We start from the raw sequence: 13406 nt of genomic DNA on the forward strand, positions 1-13406 counted from the left end.
CGCCACAGGAGGACGATTCCGGCCACGCCACAGAGGACACCCAGAGCCCCCGCAGCGATGCCGAGCCACGAACCCCGATTCGCCGCCCCGGAACCGCCGATCACGGCACCCAGCATGATCAAGGCGACTGCGGCGATCACTGGACGGGAAATTCCGAGCATCGCAACAGACCTCCAAGAGTCCTTTCCTACACCCCAAGGGCCCGGCGCATGGGCTGGAGCTTGACCTCGGTCTCGGCGTACTCCCACTCGGGATCGGCGCCTGCCACGATGCCGCCGCCGGCATAGCAGCGCACGCCGCCGGGCTCGCGCTGGCCGCAGCGCAGGGCCAGCCCGATCTCGCCGTTGCCGTCCGCATCCATCCAGCCGACCGGCCCGGCGTAGCGCCCGCGGTCCCGCGGCTCGAACTCGTTGATCAACTCCACGGCCCGTTTGGTCGGTACGCCGGCCACCGCCGGCGTCGGGTGCAGCGCGGTGATCAACCGCAGCGGCGACGACGCGGGATCGGCGACGCGGCCGGAGATGTCGGTGGCCAGATGCCACAGGTTCGGCAGTTGCAGCGGGTACGCCGCCGGCCGCTCGTCGTCCAGCACCGCCAGCCCGGCCAGCTCGCCGAGCACAGCGTCGGCGGCCAGCCGGTGCTCGGCCACCCGGCGCGGATCGCCCAGCAGGGTCTCGGCATCGCCCGCGGTGCCGGCCAGCACCCGGGTCCGGAACCGGTCTCCCTGCCGGGCGATCATCAGCTCCGGCGTCGCGCCGAAGAGCCCGTCCACGGCAAATGTCCAGGTCTGCGGATAGCTGGCGGCCAACGCCTCGAGGGCGCGGGCGCACCGGGCGTCGTCGGCACGCACGTACTCGTCCCGCGCGACCACGATCTTGTCCGCGGCGCCGCCGGCGATCGCCCCGAGCGCCGCCTCGACCAGCCGGCGGTGCCCCGCCCGGCCGGCGCTCTCCCCCGGTGCGGCCAGTCCCCGGATCTCCTCACCCGCGAGCCCGACCGTCAACCCATCGTCGGCCGCGGCCAGTTCGGCGAGCAACCCGGCGTCGACGGCCTGCTCCCACGCGGTCTCGCCGCGGCGTACCGACCGCGGGACGCGCAGCACGCTCGGCAGCGCCGAGGAGTCGTCGAAGGTGGCGGCGAGGAAGGCGGTGAGCGGGGCGGGGCCGCGATCGCGGTCGGCCAGCCGCTGCCACACGGCGTCCATCCGGGCGAGCCGGTCGCGGCCGGAGAAGGCCAGCCGCCAGCCGCCCGATCCGGTGAGCGCGGCACCGTCGCGTACCCAACCCAGCCGGTCGACGAAGGCCTCCTCCACGGCGTCGATGATCCCACGCGGCCCACCAGCCCCGGAAATCGCGAGCCGACCCGGACCCGAACGCCGGGGGTTCGCGGGCCGCCGCTGTTAGCTTGGAGGCCGTGTACAGCGGAATTGATCTTGGCAAGACCGGGTGCCGGTTGGCGGTGGTCGACGAGCGGCCGGTGGTCGTCTCGGGGCCGGGTGCGCCGGGACTTGCCGAGCCCGGCGGCATCGCCGAGGCCGTCCGCGCGGTGCTCACCGTCCGGGAGGCGTTGCCAGCGGCGCAGCGCCAGCTCGCCGGTTCGCTGGTCTGTGGGGCCGCGGGCGCGGCCGCGGCGCCGGAGGCCGCGGCCGAGCTCGCCGCCCGGCTGGAGGCCGAACTGCCGGGCACCGAGGTCACGGTGACCAGCGATGCGGTGATCGCCCACGCCGGTGCGCTGGGCGGCCGGTCCGGCACGGTCGCGGCGCTCGGCACCGGCGCGGTGGTGATCAACGTCTCGGCCCGCGGGGAGCTGCGGATCTTCGACGGCTGGGGCCCCTGGCTCGGCGATGACGGGTCCGGCGCCTGGCTGGGTCGCGAGGCGCTGCGGCGGGTGCTCGCCTCCCGCGAGGCCGACTACGACCTGGGCCCGCTGCTGGATGCGGCCCGCGCTCGGTTCGGCGACCTGGCCCGGTTGCCACGCACGCTCGCCGCAAGCGGTACGCCCGCCCGCGCCACCGCCGCCTTCGCCCCCGACGTGTTGGGCCTCGCCGCCGAGGGCGATGCCGCGGCGCGTGAGCTGGTGACGGCGGCCGCCGAGGCGCTGGCGGGCACCATCGAGCGCGCCGGCGACGGGCCGGTCGCGGTGACCGGTGGCCTGTCCGGCTCGGAGCTGTTGTTGGCCGAGCTGGCCGGCGCCAGCGGCCGCGAGGTGGTCCGCGGCGAGGGCACGCCGCTGGACGGGGCGCTGCTGCTGGCCTCGGGCGCGCCGGCGCCGCACCGGGAGATGCTGATCGGCCCGGCGGCCGAGCCCGGCGAGCGCTCGGAGGTTTCCGACGGTTCGGTGGACCGGCTGGGCACCGAGCAGGTACGCCGCGATCTTGCCGATCTCGACACCTTCTCCAGTACCCGCCTGGTCGACGTGCTGCTGGATGCCGAGGCGTCGGTACCAGCGGCCATGCGCGCCGCGCACGGTCAGCTCGCGACGGCGGCGCGGATGGCGGCGGAGGCGTACGCGCGCGGCGGGCGGATCGTCTACGTCGGCGCGGGTACGCCGGGGCGCCTCGGCGCGCTGGATGCCGCCGAGATCCCGCCTACCTACGGGGTGGATCCCGGCCGTTTCGTGGCACTGCTGGCGGGCGGCGAACAGGCGATGACCGCCGCGATCGAGGGCGCGGAGGACGACGAGGAGGCGGCGCGCGCCGACATCGAGCGCCTGGCGATCGGGCCGGCCGACCTGGTGATCGGCATCGCGGCCTCCGGGCGTACCCCCTATGTGGTCGCCGCCCTCACCGCGGCCGCCGAGCGCGGCGCGCCGACCGTCGGCATCACCAACAACCACGGCACCGCCGTGGCCGCGGCCGCCGAGGTCGGCATCGAGTTGCTGACCGGGCCCGAGGTGGTGTCGGGCTCCACCCGGATGAAGGCCGGCACCTCGCAGAAGATCGCGCTGAACATCATCTCCACAGCGGCGATGATCATGAACAACAAGACCTACGGCGCCTGGATGGTCGACGTGGCCGCCACCAACGACAAGCTGCGGGCCCGCGCCAACCGGATCGTCCGGGAGGCCACCGGCCATGATCACGGCGACGCCGAGCGGGCGCTGGCCGCTGCCGGCGGTGAGGTGAAGACCGCGATCGTCAGCCTGCTCACCGGCGGCGATGCCGAGGCTGCCCGGGAGCGCCTGGGCGCCGCCGACGGCAGCGTGCGCAAGGCGTTAGAAGATGATCAACAACAAGATCAACAAGACGAGCAGGGCGACTGACCCGACGATCACACCGAGCGCAACCCGGCTGAATCCGGCGCCGCGCGGGGGCCCGCCGACCTCCCCCGGCTGGCCCGACTGCGCGACGATCGCCGGCTCGGCGTGGGTCGGCAGCGGCGGCAACCCCTCGACCACCGGGACCAGCTCGCCCAGCGAACCGGCGGCATAGAGCCGGTCGAGGCGCTGCTGGTAGTCGTCGGCGTCGAGCTGCCCGCGGGTGTAGGCATCGTTGAGCTGCCGCGTCAGTCGCTCCCGCTCGGCGTCGTCCACCGGCGCGGTGGGCGTGCTGCGGTACTTGCTCGAGATGGGCAGATCGCCGCTCATGGACCCAGCCTAGTGCGTCGAGAGTCGCAGCCGGGGCGCTCGACCGGCCAGCCGCTCGGTCAGCCAGGCGTCGAACGCGTCACTCTCGGGCCCGCCAAGGGAGCGATCCGAGCCGTCCTCGGCGAGCGCCAGTTCGACCACGGGGCCGGCCGCGGGGGCCGGCCGCGCGGCGCGGATCCGCGGCGCCTGCTCGGCCAGCGCACGGCCGATCGGCTTCGGCCGATTGTGGGCATCGATCAACCCGAGGCCGTACTCCAGCTCCGGGAAGTCGGCCAGGTCGCGGGACACGTCGTGGCTGGCCCACCAGGTGATGCCCCACAGATCGGGGGCGTCGGCGAGCGCGCCGACCGTGTCGGTGAGGAACGCCTCGGCGTCGGCGATCAGCGGGCGCCCGTCGTGGGCGGCACGCGGGGCACCGACCTCCTGCAGCCAGACCCCGCGCCCCGGCGGCGACCAGGCCCGCGCCAGTTCGACCAGATAGCGCGCGAACTGTGCCAGCGCCGGATGATCGGCGCAGTAGCGCCGTCCGACGCCGCCGAACACCCACGCGTGGACGACCGTCAGGGCCCCGCGGCTCGCGGCGAGCCGTGGGGTGAACGGGTGATCGTCGGCGAACCACACGTCGTCGTCGAAATTGGCCTGGTGCAGGCCGGTCGGCCAGACCCGCTCGGCCGCGCCCAGCAAGGCGTCCAGCCAGGCGCCGGCACCGGCGGTGTCCAGCGGGTACGCCGAGGGGTGCCGCGCCGCCGCGAACTGGCCGAACTCGTTGCCCAGGCCCAGCCCGAACGCGTTCGGGCGGCCGGCCAGCTCGCGGCCGAGGACATCGATCAACCGCGCCTGTGCGGCCACCACGTCGGGATCGGTGAAGACATTGCGCCGGTGCCAGCTACCGACCCAGGCCGGCAGGAAGTCGAAGCTGGACAGGTGGCCCTGCAAGACCTCGACCGAGACGTCGAGGTCGCGCTCGGCGGCGAGGTCGGTCAGCGCCAGCAGATCGGCGACCGCGCGGGTGTTGATCATGGTCCGGTCCGGCTGCAGGATCGGCCACAGCGGCAGCACCCGGAGATGATCGACGCCCAGGGCGCTGATCGCGTCCAGGTCGCGAGCCGCGGCGGCCGGATCGAAGTCCAGCCAGGAGTGGAACCAACCCCGGCTCGGCGTGTAGTTGACGCCCAGCCGCGGCGCGGTCCGATCGGTCGGCGGTGTCTCGATGATCATGCCGACCATCCTCGCGGATCGGGAAAACTGGTGGCGGGGGCATCGGGCGCGGGGCCACCATGCACCCATGGTGCACATCGACCGCGTGACCACACCCGACCCCGACGGGGCGGGCGCCTTCGACGAGGTGGCCGCGATCGACCGGGCCGTGCTGATCGAGACCCACGGCAACGACGATCTCGCCGACTCCGCCGCGGCCCGTCGCGCGCGGTTCGCCGACCAGTCCGACAAGGCCCGTGAGCTGTTGCTGATCCGGGCCGAGCCGGAAGGCCCCGCGCTCGGTGCCGCCGAGGTCATCTACCCGCTGCGGGAGAACGTCGAGACCGCCGAGACGACGGTGCAGATCGTGCCGGGGCATCGGCGCGCCGGTCTGGGAAGCGCGCTCGCGCAGGCCGCGGAGGATGCCGCGCGGGCGCGCGGGCGTACCCGCATGCTGGGCTTTGCCGAGCACCCCGACGGGGCCGAGGGCCCGGGCGCCCTGCTGCCGCCGACCGGGGTGGGCCGGGCGCCGCGCGACAGCCCGCCGGTCGCGTTCGCGCTGGGCCGGGGTTATCGGCTGGAGCAGGCCGAGCGGATGTCGACCCAGCCCGTGCCGCTGGATCCTGGGGTACGCGAGAGGCTGCAGCGCGATGCCGACGAGCGCTCGGGCGGCTATCGCCTGCTGGGCTGGCGAGATGCCGCCCCGGCCGAACACGTCGATCAGATCGCCGAGCTGTTCACCCGGATGAGCGTCGACGTGCCGCACGCCGAGCTCGGCTATCAGGAGGAGGTGTGGGACGCGGATCGGGTACGCCGGCGCGAGGCGCGGGCCGCGGCCGGCGGGCGGACCGCCTTCACCACGGTCGCCCAACACATCGGCTCGGGCCGGCTGGCGGCGTTCACGATCATCGAGGTTCCGCCGGACAAGCCCGCGGTGGGCTACCAGGCCGAGACGCTGGTCCGCGCCGAGCACCGCGGGCACCGGCTCGGGCTGGCGATCAAGCTCGCCAATCTCGACCTGGTCGCCGCCCACCGGCCGCAGATCGCCCGGATCCACACCTGGAACGCGGGCGAGAACGAGTGGATGCTCGCGATCAACCTGGCGATGGGCTACCGGCCGGGCCTGCTGGAAACCGTGTGGAGCAAGCGGCTTTCTGGGGTGTGATTCGAGGTGTGATCGTGACGCATCCGTGGCATGATGGGGGCATGGTCACCACTCTGGACCAGCGGGCCCACAAGGAATCCGTCACACTTCCGGTCGCAAGCCTCACCGAGGAGCTCCGGGACCGGCTCGGCGCCACCCTCGTCGCATATATCGCGGGGGTGAAGGAAACGCGCGCGGTTCGGCAGTGGGCCCACGGCGAACGCGAGCCGAGCGCAGCGGTGGTACAGCGACTTCGCCTCAGCCACCAGATCAGCACCATCCTCGGTGACCGCCACGGCTCCCGAGTCGTCCAGGCCTGGATGCAAGGACTCAACCCGGATCTCGGTGACATCGCGCCCGCACGAATTCTCCGCGAGAGCGATATCGACGAGATCGGTGAGCGCGTCCTTGGCGCGGCCCGCCATTTCGCCGCTGCCTGAGGCCTGGATGCCCCTCACTCTCGCCGAACCGGCCGAGCAGGGCATCTGGCGCGTCGGCTACGCCCCGGATCCGTGGGCATGGACGGACTGGAAGTGGGCGACCGGGCACCACTTCGACGGGCGCTGGGACGATCTCGACGGCACCTTCCGGTCGATCTATGCCGGCGCGAGCCTCTATTCCTGCTTCGTCGAACTGCTCGCGCCATTACGTCCAGATCCACAGCTCGCCGAGGAAATCGCGGCCATCGTCGCCGATCCAGAGGATGTCGAGCAGTTTCCGACGACACCCGCGGGCGATGTCGATCCTTCTTGGCTCGACAACCGAGTCGCCGGAACCGCTACCCTCACCGGAGCCTTCTGCGATGTCACGACCTCGACCACCATCGCGACCCTGCGCCCCTCCTTCGCAACCAGAGCGACTGAACTGGGATTGAACGATTTCGACGTATCCGCGCTCAACGACGCCGCAGCCCGGCCCCTGACCCAAGCGATCGCCACTCGTCTGTGCCGCTCAACTGATCTTGACGGAATCCGCTACACCTCGCGGCACGGCAGCGACCTCACCCTCTGGGCCATTTTCGAACGAAGCATCAATCGGCCGCCACGTTGCATTGATCAGCAGCAAGCGCTCGATCTGACGCCGACCCACCCCGAACTTCTCGCCGCGTTCGCCACACTCGGATTGCGCTGGCTCCTCCCAGATGCCGACCTGCCTGCGCCGACCATCGATGGGCCAGGCATTGAAGGTGTGGAACGAGGTCTTTTCTGACGCGCGAGCCAACCTGACCTGAACGGCGCGCCTAGGCGTAGTCGCGCTCGGCGCCCGAACCCAGCAGAATCGGCCCTCGTGAACACTTCCGAGGGGCCGCGCGAGGGCGAGCGGCTGGCGGTCTTCGACATCGGCGGCACCGACGTCAAGGCCGGCCTGCTGACCGACGCGGGCCTGTCGGGGGTACGCCGGGTGCCCACGCCGGGCGTACCGGGCACCGACCGCGCCACAGACCTGACCGCGCTGATCGCCGAGCTGGCCGCCGACGCCGACGCCATCAGCGTCGTGGTGCCCGGGATCGTCGACGAGGCGGCAGGCGTGGTCCGGTTCGCCGCCAACCTCGGCCTGCGCGAGGAGCCGCTGCGTGACCGGCTCGCGGCCGCCACCGGATTGCCCGTCGCGCTCGGCCACGACATCGCGGCGGTCGGCGTCGCGGAGCGCCGACTCGGCGCGGCGCGCGGCGTCGACAACGTGCTGGTCCTGCCGATCGGCACCGGCATCGCCGGGGTCGCGTTCGTGGACGGGCACCGCCTGCGCGCGGGCGGGTACGCCGGGGAGATCGGCCACGCCCCCGTCCCGGGCGGCGGCCCCTGCAGTTGCGGCGCCACCGGCTGCCTGGAGACGGTGGCCTCGGCCGCGGCGATCGCCCGCCGGTTCAGCGCGGAGTCCGGCATCGCGGCCGCCGGGGCACGCGAGGTGGCGGCCCTGCTCGACGATCCCCGCGCCGGTGCCGCCGCGCGCCGCGCCTGGGACGCGGCCATCGATGCCCTGACCCACGCCCTTCGGCACTGTGTTGCCGTGCTCGGTCCGGAACTGATCGTGATCGGCGGCGGCCTCGCCGCGGCCGGCCCGGCGCTGCTCGACCCGCTGACCGCGCGGCTGCACGGCGCCCTCTCCTTCCATCGCCGGCCAGCGGTCGTCGCGGCGCAACTCGGGCCGGATGCCGGGTTGTGGGGCGCGGCGATCCTCGGCACTGATTTGCTTGGCCTGACCGCACTGCCACGCAAGGATCGGGGGCCGACGTGAACGGGGTGTTGACGCTGACGCCGAATCCGGCCGTCGACGAGACCTATCAGGTCGCGCTGCGCCCGGGCGAGACGCACCGGGTGCGCGCCCCCGAGGTACGCGCGGGCGGCAAGGGCCTGAACGTCGCGCGGGTGGTGGCGCGCGCGGGGCGCCCGGTGGTCGCCATCGCGCCGGTCGACGAGTTGCACCTGGCCCAGTTCGGCGACCAGCTCCGCGCCAGCGGCGTCACCCCGGAGCTGGTCCAGGTCACCGGCCCCACCCGGCGCAGCATCGCGCTGGTGGACACGGCGGCCGACCAGGCGACGGTGCTCAACGAGTACGGCGTACCGATCAGCCGGGCCGAGTGGGCCAAGCTGGACGACTGCCTGAAGTGGTCCATGGCCAAGTACGCCCCGCGGGTGGTGGTGGTCTCGGGCAGCCTGCCGCCCGATCCCCCGCGCAACCTGTTTCCCGAGATCATCAAGTACGCCCGCGCCTCCCGCGCCCGCTGCATCGTCGACACCTCCGGGCCGGCGCTGCTGGACGCCGTCGCCGCGGGCGCGGACCTGGTCAAGCCGAACGCCGAGGAGGTACGCGAGGCCACAGGCGAGTCGGACCTGGCGACGGCCGTCCGGGCGTTGCTGGACCGCTCACCGGACGAGGGCGCGCGGGCGCTCGTCTCGGCCGGGCCGGACGGGCTGGCGCTGTTCACCAAGGGACGGCGGGGCGCGCTGGTGGCCCGGCCGCCGGAGCGGCTGCGCGGCAACCCGACCGGCGCCGGGGACGCCGCGGTGGCGGCCGCCGCGGTGGCGCTGTGCTCGGACTGGGACGACGAGCGGCTGGCCCGCACGGCGGTGCAGTGGTCGTCGGCCGCGGTGCTCGCGCCCGTGGCCGGCGAGCTCGGCCCGCTGACCGCCCCCGCCCGGATCCGCGTTGTCGAGGAGAACTGACCGATGCCCCTGCGACCGACCCTCGAGTTGATCAACGCCGCCCGCGCACAGGGCGCGGGGATCGGCGCGTTCAACGTCTTGCACCTGGAGTCAGCGGAGGCGCTGGTCGCGGGTGCGGAGTCTGCCGGCCTGCCGGTGATCCTGCAGATCTCGGAGAACTGCGTGAAGTACCACGGCGGACGGTTGGCGCCGATCGCACTGGCCACGCTGGAGGTCGCGCGGGAGGCGGGGGCGGATGTCGCCGTCCATCTTGATCATGCAGAGGACGAGGCGCTGGCCCGGGCCGGGGTGGCCGCCGGGTTCGGCTCGGTGATGTATGACGGGTCGCGGCTGCCGCACGCCGACAACCTCGCCGCGACGGCCCGGGTGGTGGACCTCGCCCATGATCACGGCGTCGCCGTCGAGGCGGAGCTGGGCGAGGTCGGCGGCAAGGATCTGCCGGGGCGCAGCGCGCACGAGCCGGGGGTGTTGACCGATCCGGACCAGGCGCGCGAGTTCGTGGCGGCGACCGGGGTGGACGCGCTCGCCGTCGCCGTCGGCAGCAGGCACGCGATGACCGAGCGCAGCGCGGTGCTCGATCTGGAGCTGATCGGCCGGCTGCGCGAGGCGGCCGGCGTACCGCTGGTGCTGCACGGCTCGTCCGGCGTACCCGACGAGACGCTGGTCGCGGCGATCCGGGCGGGAATGACCAAGATCAACGTCTCGACGCACCTGAACAAGGTGTTCACCGGTGCGGTACGCGAGACGCTGGCGGGCAACCCCGAGCTGGTGGACTCCCGCAAGTACCTCGGCCCGGCCCGCGACGCAATGGCCGCGGAGACGGCGCGGCTGCTGGCCCTGTTCCGCGGCGCCTGAGCGGCGTCTCGGCGCGCGACCCGGACCGCGCGGTGCGTCGGGCCCGGAGTAGCGTGGAGGCCGACCAACCGCCACGGAGGGGACGATGACGACACCGACGGCAGTCACCAAGCTCAACACGGACCTGTTCATCGACGGGACGTGGGTGCCCGCGCAATCGGGCAAGACGTTCGAGGTGATCAATCCCGCGACCGAGGAGGTGCTGGCGAGTGTCGCCGACGGTGGCGCCGAGGACGCCCGGGCCGCGCTGGACGCGGCGGCGGCCAAGCAGCAGGCGTGGGCGGCGACGGCGCCGCGCGAGCGCGGGGAGATCCTGCGCCGGGCGTACGAGCTGCTGATCGAGCGCGCCGACGACATCGCGGCGATCATGACCGCCGAGATGGGCAAGCCGCTGGCCGAGGCGAAGGGCGAGGTCGTCTACGGCGCGGAGTTCTTCCGGTGGTTCTCCGAGGAGGCGGTGCGCATCTCGGGCGACCAGACGCTCTCCCCCGACGGCAAGACGCGGTTCCTCGTGCAGCGCCAGCCGGTCGGGCCCTGCGTACTCGTGACGCCGTGGAACTTCCCGCTGGCGATGGGTACGCGCAAGATCGGCCCGGCGGTGGCGGCCGGTTGCACGATGGTGTTCAAGCCGGCGGACCTGACGCCGCTGACCTCGCTCGCGCTGGTCGAGGTCCTGGTCGAGGCGGGCCTGCCCGAGGGCGTACTCAATGTCGTGAACACCACCGACCCGGGCTCGGTGGTGACGGCGTGGATGGAGAGCGGCAAGGCGCGCAAGGTCAGCTTCACCGGCTCGACCGCGGTCGGCAAGCACCTGCTCGGCCAGGCCGCGCAGAACGTGATGCGTGCGTCGATGGAGTTGGGCGGCAATGCGCCGTTCATCGTGTTCGACGACGCCGATCTTGATGTCGCCGTCGAGGGTGCGATGGCGGCGAAGATGCGCAACATGGGCGAGGCGTGCGTGGCCGCGAACCGGATCTATGCCCAGGCGGGCATCGCCGAGGAGTTCTCCAGGCGGGTCGCGGAGCGGATGCAGCAGTTGAAGGTGGGCGACGGGTCGGCCGAGGGTACGCAGGTGGGCCCCCTGGTCGAGCGCAAGGCGCTGGACAAGGTCGAGACGCTGGTCACCGACGCGATCGACAAGGGCGCGAAGGTGATCACCGGCGGCGATCGCCCCGAGGGCAAGGGTTTCTTCTACAACCCGACCGTGCTGTCCGGGGTGAGCAAGGACGCCGAGCTGATGGAGACCGAGATCTTCGGCCCCGTTGCGGCGGTGATCCCGTTCGAGACCGAGGACGAGGTGATCACGATGGCCAATGCCACCCCGTACGGGCTGGCGGGTTATCTGTTCACCACCGACGTCGCACGCGCCTTCCGGGTCAGCGATGCGATGGAGGTCGGCATGGTCGGCCTGAACACGGGCATGGTGTCCAACCCGTCCGCGCCGTTCGGCGGGATCAAGCAGTCCGGCCTGGGCCGCGAGGGCGGCAAGGAGGGCATCGAGGAGTTCCTCGAGGTGAAGCTGCTCGCAATGCCGCAGCCCGGCTGATCGGGAGACTCGGCCGCTCCTCGCGCGCCACCATCGGGGACGCTGACGAGAGGACACCATGACCGAGACCACGGCCCCCTACGCCGCTCCCGAGCCGCCCGCCCCCGCGCGCCGGGTGCGGCTGCGCCACCTGCAGGAGCTGAAGGAGCGCGGCGAGAAGTGGGCGATGCTCACCTCCTACGACACCTACACCGCGGCGATCTTCGACGACGCCGGCATCCCGGCCCTGCTGGTCGGCGACTCGGCCGGGAACAACGTCTACGGCCACGACAGCACCCTCGCGATCACCGTCGACGAGCTGATCCCGCTGGCCCGCGCCGTCAGCCGCTCCGCCTCCCGGGCGCTGGTGATCGCCGATCTGCCCTTCGGGTCCTACCAGGCCTCACCGGAGCAGGCCCTGCGCACCGCCACCCGATTCATGAAGGAGGCCGGCGTACATGCCGTGAAGCTGGAGGGCGGGGTCGAGATCGCCGACCACGTCGACCTGCTGTCCCGCTCCGGCATCCCCGTCATGGCACACATCGGCTTCACACCGCAGAAGGAGCACGCCCTGAGCGGCTATCGCGTACAGGGACGCGGCCAGGACCGCGCGGACGAGCTCGTGCAGAGCGCCCGCACCCTGGAGCGCGCAGGCGCCTTCGCTGTGGTGCTGGAGATGGTCCCCGGCGAGGTCGGCGCCGCCGTCACGCAGGCCCTGACCATCCCCACCGTCGGGATCGGCGCCGGCAACGGCTGCGACGCCCAGGTGCTCGTCTGGCAGGACATGGCCGGTCTGCGCAGCGGGCGCCTGCCCCGGTTCGTCAAGCAGTACGCCGATCTGCACTCCACCCTGCACGCTGCCGCGCGGGCCTACGCCGCCGATGTCGCGGCCGGCACCTTCCCCGACCGCGAGCACACCTTCTAGCGCGGGTCGCGCCGCACGTAGCCCGCGGCCTTGTCGACCACCCCGGCCAGGGGCTCCCCGGCAAGCCAGCGGCGCAGGTTGGCCTCGAACTGCTCCGCCAGGCCGGTACGCCAACCGCGCACGTCGCCGGACAGGTGCGGGCTCACGCGCACATTCGGCATCGCCCACAGCGGGCTCTCCGCGGGCAGCGGCTCGACGGCGAACACGTCCAGCGCGGCGCAGATCCGGCCCCTCGCCAGCTCGGTGATCAGCGCCGCCTCGTCGATCAGCTCGCCCCGACCGATGTTGATCAACTGCGCGCCGGACGGCAGCGCCGCCAGCACGCCCGCGTCGACCATCCCCCGGGTACCGGCCGTCAACGGCGCCGCCAGCACCAGGTGATCGACGCCGTCGACCGCGGCGGCAAGATCATCGGAGGCCACCACCTCGCCGAAGTCGGGATCCTCAGCGCGCGCCACGCGACCGACGCCGCGCACCTCCATCCCCAGCGCGCGCAACAGCCGCGCGCAGGCCCGGCCGATGCCGCCGGTGCCGACGACCAGCGCGCGCCGCCCGCCGACCCGATCGGTCTCCCGGTGCTCCCAGCGTCGCTCGGACTGGAGCTCGGCGTTCAGGTACAACTGCTTGGTCTCGGCGAGCACCTGGGCGGCGACGAACTCGGCGATGGGCTGGTCGAAGAACCCGGCCGCATTGGTCAACACCACCGACGAATCCCGCAGCTCGTCGAACAGGATCGCGTCCACCCCCGCCGCGGCGACGTGCACCCACGCCAGCCGGTCGGCCCGCGGCCACGCCGCCCGCAGCGCCGGGGAGAAGAAGTCCCACAGGAAACAGACCTCCGCGCCCGCGATCGCGCCGGGCAGCTCCTCGGCCGTGGCGTACCTCAGCTCGACCAGTTCGGACAGGGCGGCCTCGTTCGGCGGCGGGCCCAGATCGGGGCGCGTCAGCACGACTGCGGTGGTCACCCGGGCACCGTAACAGCTTGATTGTTGACAATCTGCAATTGCCCCC

Annotated in this window: 13 protein-coding genes; 9 read left to right on the plus strand and 4 right to left on the minus strand. The window is 72.9% G+C overall.

Annotated features, from left to right (window positions below; genetic code table 11):
• Positions 1 to 187: 187 nt before the first annotated feature.
• Positions 188 to 1312, minus strand: a complete 1125-nt coding sequence (locus GGQ54_RS04810) for a chorismate-binding protein (protein WP_179444360.1) — start codon at positions 1310 to 1312, stop codon at positions 188 to 190.
• A gap of 101 nt (positions 1313 to 1413) precedes the next feature.
• Between GGQ54_RS04810 and murQ the strand changes: the two genes are divergently transcribed.
• Complete coding sequence (gene murQ, locus GGQ54_RS17555; RefSeq protein ID WP_179444361.1) at positions 1414 to 3261, plus strand: N-acetylmuramic acid 6-phosphate etherase; 1848 nt, start codon at positions 1414 to 1416, stop codon at positions 3259 to 3261.
• Here the strand turns inward: murQ and GGQ54_RS04820 are convergent.
• Both GGQ54_RS04820 and GGQ54_RS04825 read right to left on the minus strand, forming a co-directional pair.
• On the minus strand, positions 3214 to 3585 hold the full coding sequence (locus tag GGQ54_RS04820; RefSeq protein WP_179444362.1) for a DUF1707 SHOCT-like domain-containing protein: 372 nt from the start codon (positions 3583 to 3585) through the stop codon (positions 3214 to 3216). The genes murQ and GGQ54_RS04820 overlap by 48 nt on opposite strands.
• A gap of 9 nt (positions 3586 to 3594) precedes the next feature.
• The gene (locus tag GGQ54_RS04825; protein ID WP_179444363.1) at positions 3595 to 4803 is read right to left on the minus strand and encodes a glycoside hydrolase 5 family protein; all 1209 of its coding nucleotides are present in this window, start codon (positions 4801 to 4803) and stop codon (positions 3595 to 3597) included.
• Between the two features lie 67 nt (positions 4804 to 4870).
• Between GGQ54_RS04825 and GGQ54_RS04830 the strand changes: the two genes are divergently transcribed.
• From GGQ54_RS04830 to panB, 8 genes are all read left to right on the plus strand, one after another.
• Positions 4871 to 5947 carry a GNAT family N-acetyltransferase gene (locus tag GGQ54_RS04830; RefSeq protein ID WP_179444364.1) on the plus strand — a complete coding sequence of 359 codons (1077 nt, stop codon included), beginning with the start codon at positions 4871 to 4873 and terminating at the stop codon, positions 5945 to 5947.
• Positions 5948 to 5988: 41 nt separating this feature from the next.
• Positions 5989 to 6366, plus strand: coding sequence for a hypothetical protein (locus GGQ54_RS04835; RefSeq protein WP_179444365.1), 378 nt, complete (start codon positions 5989 to 5991; stop codon positions 6364 to 6366).
• Positions 6323 to 7135, plus strand: coding sequence for an RES family NAD+ phosphorylase (locus tag GGQ54_RS04840; protein WP_179444366.1), 813 nt, complete (start codon positions 6323 to 6325; stop codon positions 7133 to 7135). Before GGQ54_RS04835 ends, GGQ54_RS04840 begins: the two co-directional genes overlap by 44 nt.
• A gap of 78 nt (positions 7136 to 7213) precedes the next feature.
• A complete protein-coding gene (locus tag GGQ54_RS04845; RefSeq protein ID WP_218843703.1) occupies positions 7214 to 8161 on the plus strand; it encodes an ROK family protein in 948 nt (315 codons plus the stop codon).
• Positions 8158 to 9090 carry a hexose kinase gene (locus GGQ54_RS04850; RefSeq protein WP_179444367.1) on the plus strand — a complete coding sequence of 311 codons (933 nt, stop codon included), beginning with the start codon at positions 8158 to 8160 and terminating at the stop codon, positions 9088 to 9090. Before GGQ54_RS04845 ends, GGQ54_RS04850 begins: the two co-directional genes overlap by 4 nt.
• A gap of 3 nt (positions 9091 to 9093) precedes the next feature.
• A complete protein-coding gene (locus tag GGQ54_RS04855; RefSeq protein WP_179444368.1) occupies positions 9094 to 9945 on the plus strand; it encodes a class II fructose-bisphosphate aldolase in 852 nt (283 codons plus the stop codon).
• Between the two features lie 85 nt (positions 9946 to 10030).
• The gene (locus GGQ54_RS04860) at positions 10031 to 11491 is read left to right on the plus strand and encodes an NAD-dependent succinate-semialdehyde dehydrogenase (protein ID WP_179444369.1); all 1461 of its coding nucleotides are present in this window, start codon (positions 10031 to 10033) and stop codon (positions 11489 to 11491) included.
• Between the two features lie 58 nt (positions 11492 to 11549).
• Positions 11550 to 12395: a 3-methyl-2-oxobutanoate hydroxymethyltransferase gene (gene panB / locus GGQ54_RS04865; RefSeq protein WP_179444370.1), complete on the plus strand. Its 846-nt coding sequence runs from the start codon at positions 11550 to 11552 to the stop codon at positions 12393 to 12395.
• Here panB and GGQ54_RS04870 read toward each other — a convergent pair.
• Positions 12392 to 13360: an NAD(P)-dependent oxidoreductase gene (locus GGQ54_RS04870; protein ID WP_179444371.1), complete on the minus strand. Its 969-nt coding sequence runs from the start codon at positions 13358 to 13360 to the stop codon at positions 12392 to 12394. The two genes, panB and GGQ54_RS04870, sit on opposite strands and share 4 nt — an antisense overlap.
• Between the last annotated feature and the right edge of the window lie 46 nt (positions 13361 to 13406).

Origin of the sequence: Naumannella cuiyingiana, assembly GCF_013408305.1 — a bacterium.
GTDB lineage: Bacteria > Actinomycetota > Actinomycetes > Propionibacteriales > Propionibacteriaceae > Naumannella > Naumannella cuiyingiana.

What these genes read in the sequence shown, in the direction of transcription:
- GGQ54_RS04860 (WP_179444369.1), top strand. Translation starts at nt 10,031, where the DNA reads ATGACGACACCGACGGCAGTCACCAAGCTCAACACGGACCTGTTCATC.
- panB (WP_179444370.1), top strand. Translation starts at nt 11,550, where the DNA reads ATGACCGAGACCACGGCCCCCTACGCCGCTCCCGAGCCGCCCGCCCCC.
- GGQ54_RS04855 (WP_179444368.1), top strand. Translation starts at nt 9,094, where the DNA reads ATGCCCCTGCGACCGACCCTCGAGTTGATCAACGCCGCCCGCGCACAG.
- GGQ54_RS04825 (WP_179444363.1), bottom strand. Translation starts at nt 4,803, where the DNA reads ATGATCATCGAGACACCGCCGACCGATCGGACCGCGCCGCGGCTGGGC.
- GGQ54_RS04830 (WP_179444364.1), top strand. Translation starts at nt 4,871, where the DNA reads ATGGTGCACATCGACCGCGTGACCACACCCGACCCCGACGGGGCGGGC.
- GGQ54_RS04820 (WP_179444362.1), bottom strand. Translation starts at nt 3,585, where the DNA reads ATGAGCGGCGATCTGCCCATCTCGAGCAAGTACCGCAGCACGCCCACC.
- GGQ54_RS04835 (WP_179444365.1), top strand. Translation starts at nt 5,989, where the DNA reads ATGGTCACCACTCTGGACCAGCGGGCCCACAAGGAATCCGTCACACTT.